At 72.1% G+C, this 24,621-nt stretch carries 16 protein-coding genes; 11 read left to right on the top strand and 5 right to left on the bottom strand.

The features are described 5' to 3' along the window. The first annotated feature begins 210 nt into the window (after positions 1 to 210). From EDJALFJO_RS08420 to EDJALFJO_RS08375, 10 genes are all read left to right on the top strand, one after another. Entirely contained in the window at positions 211 to 1,746 is a 1,536-nt protein-coding gene (locus EDJALFJO_RS08420; protein WP_088284118.1) for a hypothetical protein, read from the top strand. A 300-nt stretch (positions 1,747 to 2,046) separates the two neighbouring features. Then, entirely contained in the window at positions 2,047 to 3,630 is a 1,584-nt protein-coding gene (locus EDJALFJO_RS08415) for a hypothetical protein (protein ID WP_088284116.1), read from the top strand. A 160-nt stretch (positions 3,631 to 3,790) separates the two neighbouring features. Next, positions 3,791 to 5,971 carry a hypothetical protein gene (locus EDJALFJO_RS08410; protein ID WP_088284114.1) on the top strand — a complete coding sequence of 727 codons (2,181 nt, stop codon included), beginning with the start codon at positions 3,791 to 3,793 and terminating at the stop codon, positions 5,969 to 5,971. A gap of 158 nt (positions 5,972 to 6,129) precedes the next feature. Continuing rightward, a complete protein-coding gene (locus EDJALFJO_RS08405) occupies positions 6,130 to 8,247 on the top strand; it encodes a hypothetical protein (RefSeq protein ID WP_088284112.1) in 2,118 nt (705 codons plus the stop codon). A gap of 682 nt (positions 8,248 to 8,929) precedes the next feature. Beyond that, positions 8,930 to 9,922 carry a DUF1565 domain-containing protein gene (locus tag EDJALFJO_RS08400; RefSeq protein ID WP_088284110.1) on the top strand — a complete coding sequence of 331 codons (993 nt, stop codon included), beginning with the start codon at positions 8,930 to 8,932 and terminating at the stop codon, positions 9,920 to 9,922. Between the two features lie 172 nt (positions 9,923 to 10,094). Continuing rightward, complete coding sequence (locus tag EDJALFJO_RS08395; protein WP_088284108.1) at positions 10,095 to 11,021, top strand: acetamidase/formamidase family protein; 927 nt, start codon at positions 10,095 to 10,097, stop codon at positions 11,019 to 11,021. A gap of 56 nt (positions 11,022 to 11,077) precedes the next feature. Then, entirely contained in the window at positions 11,078 to 11,995 is a 918-nt protein-coding gene (locus EDJALFJO_RS08390) for a proline iminopeptidase-family hydrolase (RefSeq protein ID WP_088284106.1), read from the top strand. Beyond that, entirely contained in the window at positions 11,992 to 12,621 is a 630-nt protein-coding gene (locus tag EDJALFJO_RS08385; RefSeq protein WP_088284104.1) for a lysoplasmalogenase, read from the top strand. Before EDJALFJO_RS08390 ends, EDJALFJO_RS08385 begins: the two co-directional genes overlap by 4 nt. Before the next feature lie 256 nt (positions 12,622 to 12,877). Continuing rightward, positions 12,878 to 14,689 carry an ABC transporter ATP-binding protein gene (locus tag EDJALFJO_RS08380; protein WP_369812502.1) on the top strand — a complete coding sequence of 604 codons (1,812 nt, stop codon included), beginning with the start codon at positions 12,878 to 12,880 and terminating at the stop codon, positions 14,687 to 14,689. Next, complete coding sequence (locus EDJALFJO_RS08375; protein WP_088284102.1) at positions 14,686 to 16,557, top strand: ABC transporter ATP-binding protein; 1,872 nt, start codon at positions 14,686 to 14,688, stop codon at positions 16,555 to 16,557. The genes EDJALFJO_RS08380 and EDJALFJO_RS08375 overlap by 4 nt, the downstream gene beginning before the upstream one ends. A 65-nt stretch (positions 16,558 to 16,622) precedes the next feature. On the opposite strand, the gene EDJALFJO_RS08370 is transcribed toward EDJALFJO_RS08375, so the two are convergent. The 5 genes from EDJALFJO_RS08370 to EDJALFJO_RS08350 form a co-directional block, all read right to left on the bottom strand. Then, complete coding sequence (locus EDJALFJO_RS08370) at positions 16,623 to 17,594, bottom strand: dipeptide ABC transporter ATP-binding protein (RefSeq protein WP_088284157.1); 972 nt, start codon at positions 17,592 to 17,594, stop codon at positions 16,623 to 16,625. Between the two features lie 5 nt (positions 17,595 to 17,599). After that, positions 17,600 to 18,625 (bottom strand): ABC transporter ATP-binding protein, encoded by a 1,026-nt coding sequence (locus EDJALFJO_RS08365; protein ID WP_088284100.1) that lies wholly within the window; start codon positions 18,623 to 18,625, stop codon positions 17,600 to 17,602. After that, complete coding sequence (locus EDJALFJO_RS08360; protein WP_088284098.1) at positions 18,618 to 19,586, bottom strand: ABC transporter permease; 969 nt, start codon at positions 19,584 to 19,586, stop codon at positions 18,618 to 18,620. The genes EDJALFJO_RS08365 and EDJALFJO_RS08360 overlap by 8 nt, the downstream gene beginning before the upstream one ends. Next, a complete protein-coding gene (locus tag EDJALFJO_RS08355; protein WP_369812503.1) occupies positions 19,587 to 20,546 on the bottom strand; it encodes an ABC transporter permease in 960 nt (319 codons plus the stop codon). It lies immediately after the preceding gene. Between the two features lie 110 nt (positions 20,547 to 20,656). Then, complete coding sequence (locus EDJALFJO_RS08350) at positions 20,657 to 22,396, bottom strand: ABC transporter substrate-binding protein (protein ID WP_088284096.1); 1,740 nt, start codon at positions 22,394 to 22,396, stop codon at positions 20,657 to 20,659. 396 nt (positions 22,397 to 22,792) lie between these two features. On the opposite strand from EDJALFJO_RS08350, the gene EDJALFJO_RS08345 reads away from it, so the two are divergent. Then, positions 22,793 to 24,621 (top strand): S1C family serine protease (locus tag EDJALFJO_RS08345; protein WP_233149753.1); only part of this gene is annotated, 1,829 nt, incomplete at its 3' end.

Here is a 24,621-nt window from a genome sequence, read left to right as displayed (position 1 = left end):
GGTCACGCAGAGGTGAGCCACGCCACCCCGACGCGAGGACAGGTGGTCCGTTTTCGGGGCTTTGGTCCCGGGACGAGGCTCACCGCTCGGCGCGCGAAGCCTAAGGGCTCGTCAAAACCGCCACGGAGCGCGACACCTGGGCAATACCGTCGCCCCCGAAGAGCGGCGGGGGCAGCCCTGTCGCGTGCTGAGGTAAGGACCGACAGACTCATGCAGCTCCCCTCCTTCGGCGCCCTGCGGGGTCGCCGCGCCGCGTTCGCGGCCGCCACCGCCCTCACCCTGGCCGGAGGTGCCGCCACCTACGTGGCGCTGCCGGCCGGTGCCGCCGTGCCGGTGACGTTCGCGAACCAGACGTACCCCTCGACGCTCGCCGCGCCGAGCGCGGACAAGCAGCAGAGCAAGGTCTGGCGGGGCGACAACGCCTGGTGGGCCGTCATGATCTCGACCGCCAAGGGCGTGCCGACGATCCACGAGCTGCGCACCAACCACACGTGGCGCGACACCGGTGTCGTCATCGACACGCGCGCCGACTCGACGGCCGACGTCTGGTACGCGAGCAACGCGCTCAACGTCGTGAGCCGCACCGCGACGGGCAACATCACGTACACCCGCTTCGCGTACACCTCCGCGACCCGCACGTACACCAAGGTCACCGGCTTCCCGAAGACCGTCGCGACCGGCGGCACCGAGTCCGCGTCGCTGGCCAAGGACTCCACCGGCACGATCTGGGTCACCTTCACCCAGGGCAGCCGGGTCTACTACGCGAAGTCCTCGGGCACCAACGACCTCGTGTGGTCCGCCAAGACCCTGCTGCCGGTCGCGGACAACACCGTGGCGCCGGACGACGTGTCGGCCATCGTCGCGTTCAAGGGCAAGGTCGGCATCGGCTGGTCCGACCAGCAGAGCAACGCGTTCCGGTTCGCGATCCACACCGACGGTGCCGCGGCCGGCACGTGGTCGGTCGAGACCCCGCTCTCGGGCGCGGGCATGGTCGACGACCACGTCAACCTCAAGGCGGTCGGCGGCGACACCCGGGTGTTCGCCGCCGTCAAGACCTCGCAGGACGCCGCGGGCGCCGGCGACACGGCGCCGCTCGTCTACGTGCTCCGCCGCAACGCGGACGGCACCTGGGTCAAGGCCATCGGTGCCGCGGTCGGCGACAAGGCGACCCGGCCGCAGCTCATGCTCGACCGGGAGAGCTCGCGGGTCTACCTCTTCGAGAGCGGCCCGGCGACCGGCGGCACGATCTACTACAAGTCCTCGCCGTTCCTCGGCCTCAAGTTCGCCCGCGGTCGTGGCGCACCCTTCATCACGCCGCCGCTCGGCGCGACGATCAACGACGTGAGCACGGCCAAGGGCTCGACGACGTCGGCCGTCGACGCGCTCGCGATCGCGGTCGACACGACCGGCAAGCGCTACTACCACGGCGAGCTCCCGGTCGCCGCGGCCGACACCCAGGCCCCGATCTCGCAGACGCAGATCAACTCGGCCGACGCCGGCGGCGGCACGATCACGACGACCTGGCCGCTGGCCACGGACGACCGCGGCATCGCCAGCTACGAGGTCTTCCAGAACAACGTCAAGGTCGCGACGATCGCCGTCACCGCGGCGAACGAGAACAACCGGACGTGGACCTACACCTCGGGCGTGCTGCCCGCGGGCACCTACCGGTTCGCCGTCGTGGCCAAGGACGCGGCGGGCAACAGCGCGATCAAGCGGACGGCGTCCCAGGTCGTCCTCAGCTGATCGTCGCCGACTGAGCCGGTCCCCCGTCGCGGGACCGGCAGCACCTCGGGCCCGGGCCCGGGGCGAGCACGGATCCCTCGTGCTGGCCCCGGGCCCGACCTGCTCGACGGGCGCAGGACGGTGCGGACTGGCACCATCGTCCTTGATCCACAACGGACGGTGGATCGGCCCGGTCCCGGCGGACGACCAAGGACCCTCCTGCTCATGCCCTCTCACAGCGCCCCCCGGGGCCGACGCAGCGCCTCACGCTCGCGGGACCGGCGCACCTCGTCGGCCCCGCGCGGCCGCCGCGTCGCGCTCGTGGCCGTCGCAGTGCTCGTCGTCGGCGCCGGGGCCGCCGCCGCGTACGTCGGGCTCCCGTCGCTGCGGGCGCTCCAGGAGCGACGCGTCTACCCCGCGGCCACGGCGACGGCGACGGGCGGTGACCCGGCGCCGTCCGTGACGCCCCTCGTGCCCGAGACCGCCGAGCCGGCGTCGTACCCCGGCCAGCGCTACCCAGCGGCGCTCCCCGCCCCGAGCGGCGACAAGCCGCAGAGCAAGCTGTGGCGGGCGAGCGACACCTGGTGGGCGGTGATGGTCTCGGTGAAGAAGAAGGTGCCGACGGTCCACGAGCTGCGCACCGACCACACCTGGCGCGACACCGGCACCGTCGTCGACGCCCGCGCCGACTCGACGGCCGACGTCCTCTTCGAGAAGAACGCGCTGTACGTCGTGAGCCGCACCGAGACCGGCGCCATCACCTACGCGCGCTTCACGTACACGCCGGGCAAGCGTACGTACGCCCGGGCCGAGGGCTTCCCCGTGACGGTCGCCACCGGCGGTACCGAGTCCGCGTCCCTCGCGAAGGACTCGACCGGCACGATCTGGGCGACGTACACCCAGGGTGCCCGGGTCTGGTTCGCGCGGTCCGACGGCACGGACGACACCACGTGGTCCAAGGCCCTGCTCCGGGTGCCGGACAACACCGTCGGCGCGGACGACGTGTCGGCCATCGTCGCGTTCAAGGGCAAGGTCGGTATCGCCTGGTCCGACCAGGGCAACTGGGTGTTCCGGTTCGCCGTCCACACCGACGGCGCGGCCCCCGGAACGTGGAAGGTCGAGACCCCGCTCTCCGGGAACGGCATGGTCGACGACCACATCAACCTCAAGGCCGTCGCCGGCGACGGCCGGGTGTTCGCCGCCGTGAAGACCTCGCAGGACCTCGTCGCCGGCGCAGGTGACGACGCGCCGGGGATGTACGTGCTGCGGCGCGACCCCGACGGCACGTGGGAGAAGACCGTCGTCGGCCTCGTCGGTGACCGGCTGACCCGGCCGCAGCTCCTCCTCGACCGGGAGAGCTCGCGGGTCTACCTCTTCGAGGCGGCACCGACCACCGGCGGCTCGATCTACTACAAGTCCTCGCCGTTCGCCCCCCTGTCGTTCGCCACCGGCCGCGGGGCACCCCTGATCACAGGGCCGGCCGGTGCCGCCATCAACGACGTGAGCACGGCCAAGGGCTCGACGACCTCGGCCGTCGACGCGGTGGTCATCGCGGTCGACACGACCGGGCACCGGTACTTCCACGGCGAGCTCCCGGTCACCGCGGACGACACCCGGCCGCCGATCCTGCCGTCGCAGATCACCTCTGCGGCGACGCCCGCGGGCGCGATCAGGACGACCTGGAAGGCGGCCACCGACGACCGCGGCATCGTCGCGTACGACGTCTACATGAACGGCGTCGTCGTCGAGACGATCGACGTCACGACGGCCAACCGGCAGACCGTGGACTGGACCTGGACGACGCCGACCCTCACACCGGGCACGTACCAGCTCGCGGTCGAGGCCCGCGACGAGGCCGGCAACGTGTCGCCGCGCCGGACCGCCCCCCAGGTCGTCATCCAGTGACCTGACCGATCGTCGCTCCCGGCCGTCCCTCCGCTGTTCGGGCGAGGCACGGGTCAGGCGTTCGGAGGAAGGGTTCGCGGGAACCTGTCCCGTGCGTCCCGACCTGTCCCTACGCTCGTCCCCCTGAGCGTCCGGGGGCGGGCGCGGGACGGGGCCAGCCGTGACGAACGACCAGAGGACCGCCGGCACGGACGCCAGGCGCGCGCTCCTGCGACTGCCGCGGATGCGCCGGGCGGCGGCCGTCGCCGCGACGGCCGTCGCGCTCACCGTCGGCGGCGCCGGCTGGGCCGCCCTCCCGGCCGCGGCCGCGGGCACCCCCGTCACGTACGCGGACCACACCTACCCGTCGACGGTCACCGCACCGACGGCCGACAAGCCGCAGAGCAAGGTCTGGCGCAACGACAACGCCTGGTGGTCCGTGCTCATCTCGGCGTCCGCCGGCGTCCCGACGATCCACGAGCTGCGCAGCGACCACACGTGGCGGGACACCGGCGTCGCGATCGACACCCGCGCGGCGAGCACGGCCGACACCGAGTCGGTCGGCAGCCAGCTCTACGTCGCGAGCCGGTCCTCCGGCTCGGACCTGCTCTTCTCCCGCTTCACGTACGTGCCGGTCTCGCGGACCTACGCCCGCGACAGCGGCTTCCCGGTGACGATCGCGACCGGCGGCTCGGAGTCCCTCACCATCGCCCGGGACACCGTCGGCACCGTCTGGGCGACGTGGACCCGCGGCTCCCGGGTCTACATGGCGCACACGACGACGTCGGACACCGCATGGACGGCGGGCACGACCGTCCCGGTCCCGGACACGACGCTGTCCTCCGACGACATCTCCGGCATCGTGTCGTTCAACAACTCGGTCGGGATCATGTGGTCCGACCAGCAGAGCGTCGCCGTCCGGTTCGCCGTCCACGACGACGGCGACCCCGACACCGCGTGGAGCGTGGAGACGCCGCTGTCCGGCGCTCTCCTCGCCGACGACCACATCAACCTCAAGTCGCTCGTGAACGACGTCCAGGGCCGGGTCTTCGCCGCGGTGAAGACCTCGAAGACGGCGAGCGGGGACGCGATCATCCTCGTGCTCAAGCGGACCAGCAGCGGCACCTGGACGTCGACGACCGGCGCGACCAAGGCGACCGGCGCGACCCGGCCGCAGATCGTCCTCGACTCCGAGCACAGCGTGCTCTACCTGCTCATGACCGCCCCCGAGGCGGGCGGCACGATCTACTACAAGTCCTCGCCGCTGTCGTCGCTGTCGTTCGCCTCGGGCCGGGGCAGCGTCTTCATGCAGGCCTCGGGCGCCAAGCTCAACAACGTCAGCACGACGCGCGACCCCGTGACGAGCGCGACCGGGCTCGTCGCCATCGCCTCCGACGACACGAACAAGCGGTACTACCACACCGAGATGTCGCTGGCGGACGGCGGCGGGGGCGGCGACACGACGCCGCCGACGGCGCCCGGCAGCGTCGCGGCGAGCGCCTCGGCGCCGACGACCGTCGACGTGTCGTGGACCGCCTCGAGCGACGCCGTGGGCGTCTCCGGCTACGAGATCCTGCGCAACGGCACCCAGATCGGCACCTCGACGACGCTGGCGTTCACCGACACCACGGCCGCGGCGTCGACGACCTACACGTACGGCGTCCGGGCCCGCGACGCGGCGGGCAACGTCTCGCCGACGACGTCGGCCGCGGCCGTCACGACGCCGTCCGACCCGAACCCGCCGGGCAGCGTGACCTTCCGCTCGGCCTCGACGTTCTCCACGGCGGCGGCGACGGCCCTGACCGTCGCCAAGCCCGCCGGGCTCGCGGCCGGCGACGTCGTGCTCGCGACGGTCTCGTCGCGCGGCGCCCCGAAGATCACGGCACCGGCGGGCTGGACGCTCGTGGGGAGCACCCCGAACTCGACGACCATGGTGCAGGCGGTCTACAGCCACGTCGCCGGCGCCTCCGAGCCGGCGTCGTGGACGTGGACGCTGTCGAAGACGCAGGTCGCCGTCGTCCAGCTCGACGCGTACTCCGGGGTGAGCACGACAGCACCGGTGCGGGTGTTCGCCGGCCAGGCGAACGCGAGCAGCGGCACGGTCACGGCACCGGCCGTCACCGCGAACAACGGCGACCTCGTCGTCGCGCTCTTCGGGACCGGCCGGTCGTCGGCGTTCACCCCGCAGGCGGGCCTCGTCGAGCGCAGCGACGTGACGAGCTCGACCGGGTCGACGAAGGTCTCCGGCTCGGCGGCCGACCGCGCGGTGACGGCGACCGGCACCGTCGGCCCGTTCACCGCGACGACGCCCACCGGCTCCGCGGCCAACGTCGGCCAGACCGTCGTCCTCGCGGCCGCCTGAACGGGCGCACCGACCGCACTGCGGATGCCCCGGCGGGAACGCCGGGCATCCGTAGATCGGACGGTCTTGACCCATGTTGGTAACAATCCGTAGAAGCAACATCTACCTTCGGTAACGAGGTGCGCCCGGGGCCCGGGTGCCACGACCGAAGGCAGTTCATGCATCCCGTCACACGCACGATCCTCGGGACGGTCACCGCCGTCGCGATCGCGACCGGCGGCGCCGGCTGGGCGGCGGCGCCCGCCGCGGCCGCCGGCCTGCCGACCACCTACGCCGGCCCGACGTTCCCCGCGACCGTCGTGGCGCCGTCCGCGGACAAGCAGCAGAGCAAGGTCTGGCGGGCCGACAGTGCGTGGTGGGCCGTCATGGCCGACACCTCGACCGGCACGCCGACGATCCACGAGCTGCTCACTGACCACACCTGGCGCGACACCGGGATCGCCGTCGACACCCGCGCGAACAGCACCGCGGACGTCGAGACGATCGGCACGACCCTCTACGCCGCGAGCCGGACCGCGACCGGCGACCTGCTCTTCAGCCGCTTCACGTACAGCGCCGGCAGCCGGACGTACGCCAAGGACTCCGGCTACCCGGTGACGATCGCCGGCGGCGGCACCGAGTCCCTCTCGATCGCCCGCGACTCCGCCGGGAAGATCTGGGCGACCTGGACGAAGAGCTCGAGGGTGCTCTACGCCTACACGACGTCCTCGGACGCCGCGTGGTCGACGCCGGACTTCGTGCCGTCGACCGACACCACGGTCGCCACCGACGACGTCTCCGGCATCGTCGCGTTCAACGGCCACGTCGGGATCATGTGGTCCGACCAGCAGAGCTCCGCGTTCCGCTTCGCCGTCCACACCGACGGCGCGGCAGCCGGCACCTGGACGACCGAGACCCCGCTGTCCGGGATCGGCGTCGCCGACGACCACATCAGCCTCAAGGCCGTGACGAACGACTCCCTCGGCCGGGTCTTCGTCGCCCTGAAGACGAGCAACGACGTCGTCTCGAAGGTTGCGACCGACCCGCTCGTCGTCGTGCTCAAGCGGGAGAGCAACGGCACGTGGCAGACCGCGACCGGGGCGACCGTCGCCGACGGTGCGACCCGGCCGCAGGTCGTCATCGACTCCGAGCACTCGCTGCTCTACCTGCTCATGACGTCGCCGGCGACGGGCGGGGTCATCTATTACAAGACCTCGCCGCTGGCCTCGCTGACGTTCGGCGGCGGCCGGGGCGCGGTCTTCATGAAGGCCTCGGGGGCCAAGCTCAACAACATCAGCACGACCAAGGACCCGGTGGCCACCCCGAGCGGGCTCGTCGCGATCGCCGCGGACGACACCGCGCACCGCTACTACCACGCCGAGCTGTCGCTGGCGGCGGCCGGCGACCAGCAGCCGCCGACGAACCCCGCCTCGGTGACCTCGACCGTCATGTCGGCCACCTCGGTGCTGTCGACGTGGCCGGCGGGCACGGACGACGTCAAGGTCGTCTGGTACGACGTCTACCGGGACGGCGACCCCATCGGCACCACGACGACCCTGACCTACACCGACACCACCGCGGTCGGCGGGACGACGTACCGGTACGGCGTCCGGTCGGTCGACGCGGCGGGCAACGTGTCGTCCCTGCGCCAGGGGGGCTACGTCACCACGCCCAAGGTCGGCGGGTCGGTCGTCGTCCACGGTGCCGCCAAGGCGGCCACCGCCGGGGCGACCGGCATCACGGTCACCCGCCCGACGACCGTCGTGGCGAACGACATCATGGTCGTCGCCGTCACGGTCCGGACCCTGCCGACGCTCACCGCGCCCTCGGGGTGGACCCGCGTCGTCCAGACCGACAACGGGACGGCGCTGCGGCAGGCGGTCTACTGGAAGAAGGCGGGCGCCTCGGAGCCCGCGAGCTACCGGTGGACGTTCTCCGCCTCACGGGCGGGCACCGTCCAGCTCGTCGCCTACAAGGGGCTCAGCACGACGGCCCCCGTGCGCGCCTTCGCCGGCAAGGCGAACGCGTCGTCCGCGACGAGCACCGCTCCCGCGGTCGCGTCGGCCGCCGGTGACCGGGTCCTCACGGTCTTCGGGACCGCCCGCACCGGGGCGATCACGCCGATGGCCGGCCTCACCGAGCGGACCGAGGCCACCGTCGCGACGGGGACGACACTCACGGCCGAGACGGCGGACAAGCAGATCGCGACGACCGGGAGCGTCGGCCCGTTCACGGCGACGACGTCCACCGGGGCGGCCGTGAGCATCGGCCACACCCTGTCGCTGCGCTGGGCCTGACCCGCCGCGGGACCTCGTCGCACGCAGCACCCCGCACCACCGGACGCCGGTCCGAGGCACCTGCTTCGGGCCGGCGTCCGGCGTTCCCGAGGTGTCCGCACAGTGGGACAAGTGCCTTAAGAGGACGTCAAGCCGACAGAAATGGTGCAGCAGGCGGCCATAAAGCCCTTGTTAATTCTGCCGTTCACCCCCGTTCAGGGGTTCCCATCCGCTAATGGACCCCCCTAGGTTCGGGCCCGCCCAGGAGGCGGGATCAAGGTCTCGCCCACCGACGTACCCGGCGACCGGCCGGGTGCCAGACGCTCGGAGCGAGATGCACGGGGAAGCTCGCCATCTGTCCGCCACGACCGCTGCCGGCCCCACCGCCGACAGCGCCGGTACCGCCCAGAACGCCTGCGACACAAGCACGATCATGAGCACGAGCGCCCCCCGGACCCTCCGGGCGCAGAGCGCAAGCCGCCGTTCGGGGAACCCCCGATCGGCCGCACGCAGGAGCCCGGCGCAGCGCTCCGGTAGCCCGAAGGGGTCATCTGCGAACGGTTCGCGGCAGGACTCCTCAAGACGCCGGACCGGCCGTCGAAACACCGGCCAGCGTGCTCCCTTCGCGTTATTCGAGGTGATCTTCGTGCGTCCGCGTCATCGTGTCCGGCCTGCAGGCAGGCTCCGCCGCACGGCAGTCGTCATGGCTGTCGGCGCAACGATCTCGGGCGGGCTGATCGCCGCCGACCTCCACCCCGCCAGTGCCGCGACCACGTACGTCGTGTCCCCGGGCGGCAGCGACTCCGCCAACGGTTCGGCGGGTGCGCCGTGGCGCACCCTCGGGGCCTCGTTCAAGAAGCTGCGTCCCGGCGACCGGCTCGTCGTCAAGGGCGGCACCTACGCCGAGCAGGTGAAGGTCACCCCGGTCAAGGGCACCGCGTCCGAGCCGATCACGGTCGTCGCCGCCGCCGGTGAGCGGCCCGTCGTCGAGGGCCTGCTCTGGCTCAAGGCCGCCGACTACTGGACGCTCGACGGCATCAACGTCACCTGGAGCTCGAAGAACACGAGCAGCCAGCACATGGTGAAGATGACGAGCGGCGTCGGCTGGCGGATCACGAACGCCGAGATCTGGGGCGCGCGCTCCTACGCCGGCCTGCTCGTCGCGGGCACCCCGAGCAAGTGGATGGTCGACCACAACTACATCCACGACACGTACAAGAGCAACGGCACGAACCAGGACCACCTGATCTACGTCAACGGCAGCATGGGCGGCGGGATCATCGAGCGGAACCTTCTGGCGCGCAGCAGCAACGGCCGCGGGCTGAAGATCGGTCCGCCGTCCGGCAGCAGCGCCCCGATCGGCAACGTCGTCGTCCGGTACAACACGTTCTACGACAACACCGGGCCGTCGAACCTGCAGCTGTCGTACGGCGCGAGCAGCGTCTCGATCTACCGGAACGTCTTCGACACCTCCGGCAAGGGCAAGCCGAACATCACGACGTACAACCTGTCCGGCAGCGGGAACGTCGCCAAGGACAACGTCGGCTGGCACTCGGACGGCGTCCTCGACCCGACCAAGGGCCTCGCCGACGGCGGCGGCAACGTCATGGCCGACCCCGGCACGACCGTGACCTCGGCCGGTGTCGTGAAGACGACGTCCCTGTCGGGCTACGGGCTGACGGCGACCGCCGGCTGACCCCGCCCGACCAGCACCGCCACGACAGCACCACGACGACCGCGCCACGACGACCGCGCCGGTCGGCCGAGCATCTTCGGCCGGCCGGCGCGGTCGTCGTGCGACCCGACTCACCCGGGCGGCCGGCGCCGGGCACTTCCCGGCCGCTGACCCGTGCGTCAGGATGAGCGCCGTGACGAACGAGACCGTCGCCCGGGTCGGGCGCGAGCAGCACGTCTTCGCCTTCGGGCCGCAGATGCGGCCGGTGCTGGAGGTCGACCCCGGTGCCGTCGTCCGGCTCGACCTCAACGACTGCTACTTCGGACAGGTCCGCACCGAGGCCGACACCCCCGACACCCTCGACGACGCGCTGATCAACGCCGCGACCGGGCCGGTCGCGGTCCGCGGGGCGCTGCCCGGCGACACCCTCGTGGTGGACCTGCTCGAGATCACGACCGGCCCGCAGGGCGCAGCGACGCTCATGCCGGGCCGCGGCCAGCTCGGGCACCTCCTCGAGAAGCCGGCCACCCGGATCCTCACGGTCGAGGGCGGCACGGTGCGGCTCAACGACCACGTGACGTTCCCGGCCCGGCCCATGGTCGGTGTCGTCGGGGTCGCGACCGGCGGCGAGGTCGCCCCGACCCTCGACGCCGGCCCGCACGGCGGCAACCTCGACGACAACCTCAACGCCGCCGGGTCGAGCGTGCTCCTGCCCGTCCGGCAGCCGGGCGCCATGCTCGCGATCGGCGACATGCACGCCGCGATGGGCGACGGCGAGGTGAGCGGGACCGGCGTCGAGATCGACGGCACGGTGCTCGTGCGCGTCGACGTGCTCCGCGGCGTGCAGACGCACTGGCCGGTCACGGTGACCCCGACGCACTGGGTCACCCACGGCACCGCCGTCGAGGACCTCACCGCCGCCGTCGACGCGGCCTGCCAGGAGGCCGGGAAGCTGCTCGTCGACGAGTGGGGCTTCAGCGTCGAGGACGCCTTCGTGTTCCTGTCCGTCGCCTGCGACGCCGGCATCGCGCAGGCCGTGCACCCGTGCCCCGGCACCGTCATCGCCAAGGTCAAGGTGCCCCGGGTCGGCGCCTGCCCGCTGCCGTTCCGCCCGCGCTGACCTGCTGCCGAAAGCCCCTGCCCCGCAACGCCTCCCGACAGGAGATCGACGCCACGATGACGACCACCACCGAGGGCCGCCTCACCTGGACGACCGGCGACCAGAGCGTCGAGACCTGGTACCGCGTGTACGGCGACCTCGACCCGGCCGCCGCGCTGACCCCGCTCGTCATCCTCCACGGCGGCCCGGGCGCGGCATCGAACTACGTCGAGCCGATCGCCGACCTCGTGGCGCAGACCGGCCGCGCGTGCGTGCTCTACGACCAGGTCGGCTGCGGGAAGTCCCAGCACCTGCCCGACGCACCGGTCGAGTTCTGGACCCCGCAGCTCTTCAAGGACGAGATCGACGCGATCACGGCACACTTCGGCATCGCCGACCGCTACATGGTCATCGGGCAGTCGTGGGGCGGCATGCTCGGCATGGAGCACGCCCTCGACCACCCCGCCGGGCTGCGGGCGCTCGTCGTCGCCGACTCGCCGTCGTCCATGCGGCTGTGGGTCGAGGAGGCGAACATCCTCCGCGCGGCCCTGCCGCCGGGCGTCGACGAGACGCTCAAGAAGCACGAGGACGCCGGCACGACGGACACCGCCGAGTACGAGGAGGCGATGAACGTCTTCTACGACAAGCACGTCTGCCGGGTGCCGCAGCCGCAGTGCGTCAAGGACTCCTTCGCCCAGATCGGCGACGACCCGACGGTCTACTTCACGATGAACGGCCCGAGCGAGTTCCACTGCATCGGCACCCTCAAGACGTGGGACATCACCGAACGGCTCACCGAGGTCGACGCTCCGACGCTGCTCGTCTCGGGAGCCCACGACGAGGCCACCCCGCGGATCGTCGGCGAGATCCACGACCGCATCCCCGGCTCGCGCTGGGAGCTCTTCGCGTACTCCAGCCACATGCCGCACGTCGAGGAGCCCGCGAAGTTCAAGGAGGTCGTGAGCCGCTTCCTCGCCGAGCACGACCGGCCGTGAGCGGGGCCGCCGGCGGCGGGCGCCGCGCCGGGCTCGTCCGCGCTGCCCGCCTCGCGTACGCCGCGCTCGCGGTGGCGGACGTCGCGCTGTCGGCGTCCGCCGCACCGGTCGCGGCCCGCGCCCGCAAGGTCACCAAGCCGCTGCTCATGCCCGCGCTCATGGTCGGCCGCAGCGCGCCCACCCGACGGGCGCTGGCCCTGTCCGGCGCCGGTGACGTCGCCCTGCTCGGCTCGTCGGACGCCGCGTTCACCGCGGGCCTCGGTGCGTTCCTCGCCGGTCAGGTCGCCTGGGTCCGGGCCCTGCACGGGCGCGGCGGCGGGCTGCTCGCGCGGCGCCCGGCGGTCGCCGTCCCGTACGTGCTCGCCGCGGCCGGGCTCAACGCCTACCTGTGGGCCCGCGCCGGCAAGGACCGGCTCCCGCTCGTCGCCTACAGCGCGGCCGTGACGTCGATGGCGCTGGCCGCCGCCGACACCGGCGACCCGCTCACCGCCACCGGCGGCGCGCTCTTCATGGCGTCCGACGGGCTCATCGCGCTCGACCGGTTCGGGGGCGTCCGGCTGCCCGCCCAGGACGCCTGGGTGATGGGCACCTACACCGCGGCCCAGGCGCTGCTCGCGCGGGAGTGACCGCGGGATCGGTGGCCACCTCGGCGTGTGCGTGAGCGTGATCCCGAGCTTGTGCGGCGGTGGTCGCCACCGCGACCGATCAGCATCACGCTCGGGCACACGCTCACGCGCACGGTGGCCTGGCTCGCCGGTGATGGCAGAGCAAAGCTTGCGTCGCGGTGCTCCCGGCCCGGCGGACCGTGCCGGCGGACGCAGTCATTCGTACGCGCAGGACAAATTTCCGGTTTGAACTGTCGGTGCCTCGGGTTACGGTCGAATGATGCCTCCTTCATCTCCAGCCGCAGCCGGGCCCCTCGCCTCGCTGTGGCGTATGCGCCTGTATGCCCGCCCTTACGCCGGTCAGATGCTCGTCATGCTCGCGACCGCCCTGCTCGCCGTCGCGGCCGCGATCTCCATCCCGCTCGTCATCCGTCGCATCGTCGACGGGCCCGTGACCCACGGCGACCGCTCCGCGCTGCTGCCGCTGGCCGCGCTCGCGCTCGTCCTCGGGGTCGTCGAGGCGTCGCTGAACTTCACCCGCCGCTGGATCCAGGGGACGTCGACGCTCGGCATGGAGCGCGACATCCGGGACGTGCTCTACACCCACCTGCAGTCGCTGCCGCCGTCGTTCCACGACCGGTGGCTCTCCGGCCAGCTGCTGTCCCGGCTCACGAGCGACCTCTCCGCCGTCCGCCGGTTCTTCGGCTTCGGGCTGATCTTCCTCGTCGCGAACGTCGCGACCTTCGCCGCGATCTGCACGCTGCTCGTGCGGATCGACCTGTTCCTCGGGCTCGTCGTCACCGCGTCGCTCGTGCCGATCGGGTTCCTCTGCGCGCGGTTCCACCGCCAGTTCTCCGGGGTGTCCCGCCGGGTCCAGGACCAGACCGGTGACCTCGCCTCGCGGGTCGAGGAGGCCGCCCAGGGGATCCGTGTCGTCAAGGCGTTCGGGCGCCGCCGGCACGTCGTCGATCAGTACACGGCCGACAGCACCGAGGTCCGCGGCACCCAGCTGGAGAAGGTCCGGATCCGCGCCGGGTTCGCCTCGGTGCTCGACGTCATCCCGAACGCGACCCTCGGCGTCGTCCTCGTGCTCGGGGCACTGGCCGTCGGGAGCGGCCGGATCACCCTCGGAGACCTCGTCGCCTTCATCACCTTGGCCCTGCAGCTCGTCTGGCCGGTCGAGGCCCTCGGCTTCATCCTCGCCTCCGCCCAGGAGGCCGGGACGGCGGCACAGCGCGTCTTCGAGGTGCTCGACACCGAGCCCGAGATCGCGAGCCCGGCGGTGCCGGTCCCGCTCACCGGGCCGGACGGCGGCCCGCCGGTCGGGCGGGTGCGCTTCGAGGGCGTCGGCTACCGGTTCCCCGGGTCCGACCGCGACGTCCTGCACGACATCGACCTCGACCTCGAACCCGGTGAGACCCTCGCCCTCGTCGGCACGAGCGGCTCGGGCAAGACGACGCTCGCGATGCTCCTGCCCCGGCTCGCGGACGCCACCCGCGGCCGGGTGACGATCGACGGGCACGACGTCCGCGACATCGCCCTGCCCGACCTGCGCACCGTCGTCGCGACCGCCTTCGAGGAGCCGATCCTGTTCTCCGCGAGCGTCCGGGAGAACGTCACCCTCGGCCGCCCGGACGCCACCGACGCCGACGTCGAGGCCGCCCTCGACCTCGCCCAGGCGCGCTTCGCCCACAACCTGCCGTGGGGGCTCGACACCCGGGTCGGCGAGCAGGGGATGTCGCTGTCCGGCGGGCAGCGGCAGCGGCTCGCACTGGCCCGCGCCGTGCTCGGCCGCCCGCGCGTCCTCGTGCTCGACGACCCGCTCTCGGCGCTCGACGTCGAGACCGAGGCGCTCGTCGAGGAGGCGCTGCGCCGGGTGCTCGCCGCCACGACCGCGGTCGTCGTCGTCCACCGGCCCTCGACGGTCGCCCTCGCCGACCGGGTCGCGTTCCTGCGCGACGGCACCGTCGAGGCGGTCGGGACGCACGCCGACCTCATGGCGACGAACCCGGCCTACGCCGAGGTCATGGGCGACCCGGCGACGGTCGCCGTCCCCGGGCAGTCCCGGCGCGAGGAGGTGCGGCGATGAGCGCGCCGACGAGCACGCCGTCCGGCCCGCAGCCGAACCAGAACGGCACCGACTGGCGCGGCGTCGCGGCCGAGCACACCGAGAACGTCTCCTCGACGGTCGCCGGCCTGCTCCGCGGCCGCAGCCGGCGGCTGCTCGGCAGCCTGCTCGCCCCGCACCGGCGCACGCTCTGGGTCGTCCTCGGGCTCGTCGTCGTCCAGAACCTCGCCTCGCTCGCCGGCCCGGCCCTCATCGGGGCCGGCATCGACCGCGGCATCCCGCCCCTGCTGCGCGGCGAGGGCGGCGGCACCCTGGCCGCCGTCGGCGTCGCGTTCGCCGTCGCGACCCTCCTGCAGGTGGTCACGCAACGAAGCTTCATGCTGCTCACCGGGCGGATCGGGCAGGACGTCGTCCTCGACCTGCGCACGCGCGTGTTCGAGCACTTCCAGCGGCTGTCGATGGCCTTCCACGAGGACTACACCTCGGGTCGGGTCATCTCCCGGCAGACCTCCGACGTCGACGCGATCTCCGAGTTCCTCGACGGCGGCGTGGACGCCGTGGTCCGGGCGCTGCTGTCGATCGTCGGCATCGGCGTGACGATGCTGCTGCTCGACGTGCCGCTCGCGCTCGTCGGGCTCGCGTCGTTCGTACCGCTCTTCGCGCTCACCCTGTGGTTCCGGCGGGAGTCGGCGACGGCGTACCGCACGACGCGGGAGGCGGTCGCGATGGTCATCGTCCAGATCGTCGAGACCCTCACCGGCATCCGCGCCGTCCAGGCGTTCCGCCGCGAGCCGCGCAACGAGCAGATCTTCGCGGCCCTCAACGAGCGGTACCGGGCGGCGAGCCAGAAGTCGTTCTCGCTCATGGCGGTCTACGGCCCCGGCATGAAGCTCATCTCCAACGTGACGATCGCGCTGATCCTCTTCTACGGCGGCACCCGGGTGCTGGACGGCGAGCTCGGGGTCGGCGTCCTCACGGCGTTCCTGCTCTACCTGCGCCGGTTCTTCGACCCGCTCCAGGACCTCGCCCAGTTCTTCAACGCGCTCCAGTCGGCGACGGCGGCGCTCGAGAAGCTGAGCGGCGTCCTCGAGGAGGCCCCGTCGGTGCCGGACGCCGAGCGGCCGCGCGCGCTGCCGGCGCCGCGCGGCGCCGTCCGGTTCGACGCCGTGAGCTTCGGCTACAAGGAGAAGGTCGTGCTGCCCGGGCTCGACCTGCACGTGCCGGCGGGGCAGACCGTCGCGCTCGTCGGGGCGACCGGCGCCGGCAAGACGACGATCGCCCGGCTGCTCGGCCGGTTCTACGACCCGGTCGAGGGCCGGGTGCTCCTCGACGACGTCGACCTGCGCGAGGTCGAGGAGCACGACCTGCACCGGGCCGTCGTCACGGTGACCCAGGAGAGCTTCCTGTTCTCCGGCTCCGTCGCCGACAACATCGCGTTCGGCCGGCCCGGCGCGAGCCGTCGCGACATCGAGGAGGCGGCCCGCCGGATCGGCGCCCACGAGTTCATCGCCGCTCTGCCCGAGGGCTACGACACCGACGTCCGCAAGCGCGGCGGGCGCCTGTCCGCGGGTCAGCGCCAGCTCGTGTCGTTCGCCCGGGCGTTCCTCGCCGACCCGGCGGTGCTCGTGCTCGACGAGGCGACGTCCTCTCTCGACATCCCGCACGAGCGGCTCGTCCAGTCGGCGCTGCGCACGATCCTCGCCGACCGGACGGCGCTCATCATCGCCCACCGGCTCTCCACCGTGGAGATCGCCGACCGGGTGCTCGTGCTGTCCGACGGCCGCGTCGTCGAGGACGGCCCGCCGCACGAGCTCGCGACCGGCACCGGCCCCTACGCCCGCCTGCACCACGCCTGGCGGCAGTCGCTCCACCGAACCGGCGCCGCCTGACCGTCCTCTGGCGCCCTACGCACCCCAAACCCGCGTTCTAGGGTGTCAGACCCGCCAGAGGACGGTCACGCTGTCAGCGGGTGGTGGCAGGCGACGTTGCGGCCGGGCGCCAGCTCGACGAGGGGCGGGCGCTCGGTGCGGCAGACGTCGGTCGCGAAGGTGCAGCGGGGCGCGAACGGGCAGCCCGGCGGCTTGTCGATCGGGCTCGGGACGTCGCCGGAGAGCACGATCCGCTCCCGCTGCGCCCGGCCGGAGCCGTCGTCGATCTCCGGGACGGCGGACAGCAGCGCCTGCGTGTACGGGTGCAGCGGTGCCGCGAAGACCGCCTCGGCCTCGCCGAGCTCGACGAGCTCGCCGAGGTACATGACGCCGATCCGGTCGGAGACGTGCCGGACGACGCCCAGGTCGTGCGCGATGAAGACGTAGGTGAGGCCGAACTCCTCCTGGAGGTCCTCGAGGAGGTTGAGCACCTGCGCCTGGATCGACACGTCGAGCGCCGAGACCGGCTCGTCGGCCACGATGATCCTGGGGTCGAGCGCGAGCGCCCGGGCGATCCCGATCCGCTGCCGCTGGCCGCCGGAGAACTCGTGCGGGTAGCGCTCGAAGAGGGCGCTGTCGAAGCCGACGACCTCGAGCAGCTCGCGGGCCCGGCGCCGGATCGTCGCGTCGTCACCGGTCCGGTGGATCCGCATCGGCTCCTCGACGATCGCGGCGGCGCGCCGGCGCGGGTTGAGCGAGGCGTACGGGTCCTGGAAGACCATCTGCAGGCCCTTGCGGTACGGCCGCAGCCGGCGCCGGGACAGGTGCGTGATGTCGGTGCCGTCGAACTCGACGCTGCCCGACGTGAGGTCGGTGAGCCGGACGAGGCAGCGGCCGAGCGTGGACTTGCCGCAGCCGGACTCCCCGACCAGCCCGAGCGTCTCGCCCGTGCGGACGTCGAGCGTGACGCCGTCCACCGCCGTGACGACCTGGCGCGCGGCACCGATCCCCGTCCGCACCGGGAAGTGCTTGACGACGTCCTTCGCCGAGAGCAGCACGTCGCTCACGAGCGGGCCTCCTCGGCGGCGGTGTCGGCGGAGGACCGCAGGTCGGCGCGACCCTCCGGGTCGAGCCAGCACGCGTCGGCGTGGTCGGACCCGGCCCGGGGCACGAGCGGCGGCTGCTCGTCGCACGCGCCGTGCGCGAACCGGCAGCGTGGCGAGAACCGGCAACCGGACGGCGCCGCCAGCGGCGAGATGGGTGCCCCCGGGATCGCCGCGAGGCGCCTGGTCCGGGGCCGGTCCGTCCGCGGGATCGAGCCGAGCAGCCCCCACGTGTAGGGGTGCTGCGGCCGGCCGAAGACGTCGGAGCGGGCGCCGACCTCGGCGACCCGGCCGCCGTAGAGGACGAGCACCCGGTCGGACACCTGCGAGACGACTCCCATGTCGTGCGTGATGAGCACGACGGACGACCCGTGCTCCCGGCGCAGCCGCTCCATGAGCTGGAGGATCTGCGCCTGGATCGTCACGTCGAGCGCCGTCGTCGGCTCGTCGGCGATGAGCAGGGCGGGGTTGCACGCCAGCGCCATCGCGATGACGACGCGCTGCCGCATGCCGCCGGAGAACTGGTGCGGGTAGGCGTCGACCCGCGCCTGCGGGTTGGGGATGCCGACCTCGCGGAGCAGGTCGACAGCCCGGGCCCGCGCCGCCTTCTTCGACACCTTCTCGTGGGCCTGGATCGCCTCGGCGATGTGCCAGCCCGCGGTGTAGACGGGCGTGAGGGCGGTCATCGGGTCCTGGAAGATCATCGCGATCTCCCGGCCGCGGACGGCGCGCATCTCGCCGTCCGGCAGCCCCAGCAGGTCGCGGCCGCGGAAGGCGACCTCACCCTCGATCGTCACGTTCGGGTCGGTGAGCAGCCGCATCACCGCCAGGCACGTCACGGACTTGCCCGACCCGGACTCCCCGACGATGCCGAGCACCTGGCCCGGTTCGACGGAGAACGAGACACCGTCGACGGCGGTGACGAGCCCCTGCCGGGTGCGGAACCGCACGCGCAGGTCGCGGACCTCGAGCAGCGGCTCAGGCATGACGCACCCTCGGGTCGAGCCACGCGTAGAGGAGGTCGACGATCGCGTTGGCGAGGACGACGAAGAACGCGGCGTAGATGACGGTGGCCAGGATGACCGGGAGGTCGAAGTTCTGCAGGGCGTTGTACGTGAGCTTGCCGACCCCCTGCAGGCCGAAGACGACCTCGGTGAGCAGCGCCGAGCCGCCGACGAGGGCGCCGAAGTCGAGCCCGAAGAGGCTGACGATCGGGATGAGGCTCGTGCGCAGCGCGTGCCGGACGAGGATCCGCCGCTCGCTGACCCCCTTGGCGCGCGCCGTCCGGACGAAGTCCTCGCCGAGCGCGGTGACCATCTCGCCGCGGAGCACCCGGGCGTAGATGCCGGCGTAGAGCACGGCGAGGGTCAGCCACGGGAAGAGCAGGTGCAGCGCCCACTGCCCCACGCCGTCCGAGAGCGGCGCGTACCCCAGCGGCGGGACCCAGCTGAACACGCTCTCGTGCAACCGGTTCTGGGTCACGAGGTTGACCACCTCGCCGACCCAGTACACCGGCAGCGAGACCCCGATGACGCCGAGCAGCATGATGACCGGGTCGACCCAGGTGCCCCGGTAGCGCGCCGACAGCGCGCCCATGAGGATCCCGACGGTCATCCAGATCACCGCGGAGCCGATGACGAGGGACAGCGTCACCGGGATCGCCTGCGTCACCTGCGGCAGCACCTCCGCGCCACGGTTGACGAAGGAGGTGAGGTCCCGGTCGACGAACAGCCGCTTCATCATGAGGACGTACTGCACCCAGATCGGCCGGTCGAGCCCGAAGGACGCCCGCACCTGGGCGAGCGTCTCCTGGCTCGCGTTGCGGCCGGCGATCCGGGCGGCCGGGTCCGCGCCCGGCGTCGCGAAGAAGATGAGGAAGACCAGCACGCTGATCGAGAACAGCACGAAGACCATCGACGCCAGGCGGCGCAGCGCGAACCGGCCCATCTAGACGGCCCCCCGCAGCTTGGCCTTCGGATCGAGCGCGTCCCGGACGCCGTCGCCGAGCAGGTTGAGCGCGACCGCGGTGACCGCGATCGCCGCGCCCGGGGCGATGGCGACGGCCGGGCGCGTGTAGAGCAGCCCGAGACCGTCGTTGATGATCGTGCCCCAGGAGGCGTCGGGCGGCTGGACGCCGATGGACAGGAACGACAGCGCCGACTCCGTGAGCATGTTGATGCTCGTCATGAGCGGCAGGAAGACGATGACGGTCGGGACGACGTTCGGCAGCACCTCGCGCAGCAGGATCCGCAGGTCCGACGCGCCCGCGCCGACCGAGGACTGGATGAACTCCTTCTCGCGCAACGACATCACCTGGCCGCGCAGCGGGCGCGCGACGTACGGGACGTAGATCAGCCCGATGATGAAGACCGGCAGCGCGAGGCTGCCCGCGTCGATCGTCACCGGCCCGAGCGTCAGGCCGCTCGTCAGCAGGACGACCGAGAGGCAGATCGCGAGCAGGTACACCGGGAACGCCCACAGCACGTCGAGCACGCGCGAGAGCACCCCGTCGACGACCCCGCCGAAGTAGCCCGCGGACACCCCGACGAGCACGGCGAGCGCGCAGCACAGCAGCGCCGAGACGGCGCCGATGAACAGCGAGTTGCGGCCGCCGTAGAGCAGCCGGGCGGCGACGTCGCGGCCCTGCGGGTCCGCGCCGAGCAGGTAGTGCGCCGGGTCGCCGGTCGGCCCGATCGGGGTGACGCCGAGGCCGAGGCCGCCGGCCTCGGCCTGCATGACGGGCACCTCCTGGCCGTCGACGAGCGTCGTCCCGTTGACGTTGCTGGTGAAGGCGTCCGTGCCCGCGATGCTCTTCTCGTAGACCGGCGCGAGCAGGCAGGCGGCGACGACGAGCAGCAGGACGACGGCCGAGCCCATGGCGACGCGGTCGCGCCGCAGGTGCCGCAGCGCCGTCCGCCAGGGCCCCGTGGCCGGGGCGGGCCCGGACGCCGGTTGCCCGGCCGGGGACGCCGAGGGCGCCTCCGGCCGGGCAACGGGTGCGTGCGTGGGGCCGTCGGTCACTGGACCCACAGCTGGCTGACCAGCATGTAGAACTGCTTGCTGAACTGGTAGTTGCCGACCCGCTTGCCGAGGAAGTCGATCTTCTTCGGAGTGATGAGCGGGGCCTGCGGCGAGTCGGTCATGACGGTCTTGTCGACCTGCGCCCAGATCGCGTCGGCCGCCTTCTGGTCGGTGACGCCGAGGGCGAGCGCCTCGTCCATCTTCGCCTGGACGTCCTTGTTGCAGTAGCCCGCGATGTTGATCGAGGAGTCCGACTCCGGCACGAACGACGCGCACCCGAGGAGCACGTTGAGGAAGTCCGAGGCCGCCGGGTAGTCCTGGTACCACTGCGACAGGCTGATCTGGACCTTGTTCTTCGTGTTCTGGATGTAGGTGAACTGGATGTTGCCCGAGATCGGCTTGGCAGTCGCCTTGTAGCCGATCTGGGTCAGCGTGCTCGCGACGTTCTCGCCGATCGCCTTGTTCACCTCGTCGTCCTGGACGATGACCTGGACCTCCTGGCCCGCCGTCCCGGACTCCTGCACGAGCTGCTTGGCCTTCTCCAGGTCGGGCGCGGTCCACGTGGCGCCGGCCGGCTTGGAGTACTGGCAGTCGTCGACGTGCCCGGGGAAGCCCGGCGGCAGGATCGTGCAGACCGGTGCGGCGAGGTTCGAGCCGCCGAAGAGCTTGACGATCGCCGCGCGGTCGACCGCGTAGTTGACGGCCTGGCGCGCCTTGAGGTTGTCGAACGGCGGGATGTTGACGTTCATCGGCAGGTACCAGTAGGCGGTCAGGGCGTTGACGTGAGCCTGGTCCGCGTAGGTGGTGCCGATCTCGCCGAGCCGGTCCGCCGGGATGTCGTCGAAGACCCAGTCCGCCTGCCCGTTCTGGACGGCGGTCACGGCGGCCTCGACGGTCTGGCCGAACTGCATGGTGATCTGGTCCGGGTAGCCCTCCGGCTGCGCGGCGCGGTTCCACTCGGTGAAGTTCGGGTTCCGCTTGAGGACGAGCGCCTTGTTCGGGTCGTACGACTCGAACATGTAGGCGCCGGTGCCGGCGATCGGCTTGGTGCCGGCGTCCTGCGCGGGGGCGTCCTTCGGCAGCACCGACGCGTGCGGGACGGCGAGCTTGTAGAGGATCTCGGCGTCGGGGGCCTTGAGGTTGATCGTCACCGTGCCGGCCGCGGCGTCCCCGACGACGCCACCCTCGAGCGTGCAGGTCTTCGGTGTCTTGATGCACGCGTCGGCCCCGACGATGCCGCTGTAGAAGGAACCGGCCGTCGGGCTGCTCACCTTGTAGATCCGCTGGAAGGAGGCGACGACGTCGTCGACGGTCACGTCCTTGCCGTCGGAGAACTTGATCCCCTTGCGGAGCGTGAAGACGTACGTCTTGCCGCCGTTCGTCGGCGCCGGGATCGACTCGGCGAGGTCCGGCACGACGGTGAACGACGCCTCGCCGTCCGCCTTCGTGAAGGCGACGAGACCGTCGTACGTGGCCTGGTACAGCTGCCAGTACTGCAGGGTGTAGTTCACCTGCGGGTCGAGGGTGCCGCCGGCGGCCTTGGCCAGGGCGAGGAAGGTGCCGCCCTTGTGCGCGGGGTCGAACGGCCGGACCGTCCCGGCGTCCGCGGCTGCGGTGCCGGTACCGGTTCCGCTGCCGGAAGCGGTGGGGGTCGACGACCCGCCGCTGCAGGCCGCGAGGAGCGCGACGGCGGCCACCGATCCGGCGAGGGCTGCTGACTGACGGGACAGGCGCATGGGGTGCTCCAGGAGGCTTGGCGCGATGGGGGCGACAGCGCTGTCGTAGCGTCGCGGCCCGGCCGCCCCCGGCACAAGGACTCCGCCGAAGAGATACCTGGTCGTAACGTCATCCGACGACTTCGCAGGGCCAGACCATGACCAGCCCGGAGCCATCGGGCGCAATGCGACGTCCGACGTCACGTCACGCAAGCATGGACAACCTGTCGCCGGACCTCGCTAGGCTCCGGAACTCACATGATCCTTCGGGGAGGACTGATGTCTGCGGGCCAGGAAGGGCGCGTGTCCGGAACGGGACACGTGTCGCACGTCGGACGGCGCCCTGGCGCTGCACGGCGGCTACTCAGGGCGACGGTCGCAGCGCTGGCCGTCAGCACCGTCACGGCGACGCTCGCCGTGGCACCGGCGCGTGCCGCCGACGAGGCGAAGCCGACGCCCACCGAGCTCAACGCGCGGGTCTACCCGGGCGTCCAGCTCATCCAGGTCGACTTCGAGGCCCAGCTGACGGTGCCGGAGCCGGTGCTCGACCAGAAGGCCTTCAACCGGCTTCTCGACCGGCTGACGCGGCAGATCCTCACCGGCACCGTCGACTACACGGAGAAGGCCCTTCTCCAGGCGATGGTCGACGAGATCGAGAAGGAGCCGCTGACCTACCTCAAGCCGACGAAGGCGCTGAGCCGCGCGGACGGCAAGCTGACCGGCGTCGGCACCGGCTGGGTCGTCACGCCCGACGGCTACGTCGTGACCGCCGCCCACGTCGTCTCCCCCGACGCGGCCGAGCTGCGCGCGGAGTTCGCCGCGACCGGCCTCGACGAGTTCAACACCCGCGCCGCGCAGGACCTCGCGGTGAGCAACCAGACCAACCAGGTGAAGTTCACGGCCAGCGAGATCCGGCAGCTCACGAAGGCCGTCGCGGTCTTCAACGCGAAGTACCTCAAGGTCGGCAAGATCACCAAGAGCGTCTCCGCGGAGATCGGCGTCGCCGTCGCCGGCTTCGGCAAGGGCCGCAAGGGCAAGCCCGCCGAGGTCGTCAGCGTCGGCAAGCCGTACCCGGGCAAGGACGTCGCCATCCTCAAGCTCGAGGGCGAGTCGAACTTCCCGACGCTGCCGCTCGGGCAGAACACCGACGTGCAGCAGGGCGAGTCGCTCTACGTGGCGGGCTACCCGGCGGCCTCGACGTTCCTCAGCGGGCTGTCGAAGGACTCCGAGGTCCAGCCGACGGTGACGACCGGCCCGCTGACGGCGATCAAGAGCGCCGAGTCCGGGATGCCGGTCTTCCAGACCCAGGCCCCGGCGAGCCCGGGCAACTCCGGCGGCCCGGTGCTCGACGACCAGGGCCACGTCGTCGGTGTGCTCGTCGCCTCGGCGGTCGACAACAAGGGCGTGGCGCTGGAGAACCAGGAGTTCGTCATCCCCGTCTCTGTCGTCCGGGAGGCGCTCCAGCAGAAGAACATCACGGCCAAGGAGAGCCAGTCGACGGCGACGTACGACGAGGCGCTCACCGAGTTCTACGACAAGCACTACAAGAACGCCATGCCGCTGTTCCAGCGGGTCAAGAACCTCTACGGCGGCCACCCCTACGTCGACCAGTACATCGCCGACAGCCAGACGGCGATCGACCAGGGCAAGGACGAGACCCCGAAGCCGGTCTGGATCTGGGTGCTCCTCGCGGGCGTCGTGCTGGCCGTCGTCCTCGGGATCGTGCTGCTCCTGCTCCTCCTGCGCCGCCGCGGGCGGAAGAAGGCGGCGGCCCCGGCCGCGGCCCCGCAGTACCAGTTCGCCGGTGCCGGCGGCTACCCCGCGCCGGAGCAGCAGGGCTACCAGCAGGGCTACCCGCAGCAGCCCGGCGGCTACCCGCAGCAGGGCTACCCCCAGCAGCCCGGCTACCCGGGGGCACCGCAGCAGCCCGGCGGCTACCCGCAGCAGGGCTACGGCCAGCAGGGCTACCCGCAGCAGGGGTACCCGCAGCAGCAGCCCGGGTACGACCAGCAGGGGTACCCGCAGCAGCCGCAGCAGGGGTACGACCAGCAGGGCTACCCCCAGCAGCCGGGTCCCGACCAGGGGTACCCGCAGCAGGGGTACTCGCAGCAGCCGGGCTACCCGGCACCGCAGGGCGCCCCGCAGGGGGCTCCGGTCGCACCTCCGCAGGACGGCAGCACGCCGCCCGGGCAGTGGGCTCCCCCGGCGGTCCCGCACCCGGCGCCCCCCGCACCGCCCGAGCCGCA

This window comes from Kineosporia sp. A_224, assembly GCF_002198655.1.
Classification (GTDB): domain Bacteria; phylum Actinomycetota; class Actinomycetes; order Actinomycetales; family Kineosporiaceae; genus R-H-3.
Note: the sequence above shows the minus strand (reverse complement) of the source record. Positions and strands in the feature narration are given on the sequence as shown.

Bases quoted from the DNA above. Each gene is read 5' to 3' on its own strand.
- EDJALFJO_RS08420 (WP_088284118.1), top strand. From the start codon at position 211: ATGCAGCTCCCCTCCTTCGGCGCCCTGCGGGGTCGCCGCGCCGCGTTC.
- EDJALFJO_RS08405 (WP_088284112.1), top strand. From the start codon at position 6,130: ATGCATCCCGTCACACGCACGATCCTCGGGACGGTCACCGCCGTCGCG.
- EDJALFJO_RS08400 (WP_088284110.1), top strand. From the start codon at position 8,930: ATGGCTGTCGGCGCAACGATCTCGGGCGGGCTGATCGCCGCCGACCTC.
- EDJALFJO_RS08390 (WP_088284106.1), top strand. From the start codon at position 11,078: ATGACGACCACCACCGAGGGCCGCCTCACCTGGACGACCGGCGACCAG.
- EDJALFJO_RS08380 (WP_369812502.1), top strand. From the start codon at position 12,878: ATGATGCCTCCTTCATCTCCAGCCGCAGCCGGGCCCCTCGCCTCGCTG.
- EDJALFJO_RS08375 (WP_088284102.1), top strand. From the start codon at position 14,686: ATGAGCGCGCCGACGAGCACGCCGTCCGGCCCGCAGCCGAACCAGAAC.
- EDJALFJO_RS08365 (WP_088284100.1), bottom strand. From the start codon at position 18,625: ATGCCTGAGCCGCTGCTCGAGGTCCGCGACCTGCGCGTGCGGTTCCGC.
- EDJALFJO_RS08360 (WP_088284098.1), bottom strand. From the start codon at position 19,586: ATGGGCCGGTTCGCGCTGCGCCGCCTGGCGTCGATGGTCTTCGTGCTG.
- EDJALFJO_RS08350 (WP_088284096.1), bottom strand. From the start codon at position 22,396: ATGCGCCTGTCCCGTCAGTCAGCAGCCCTCGCCGGATCGGTGGCCGCC.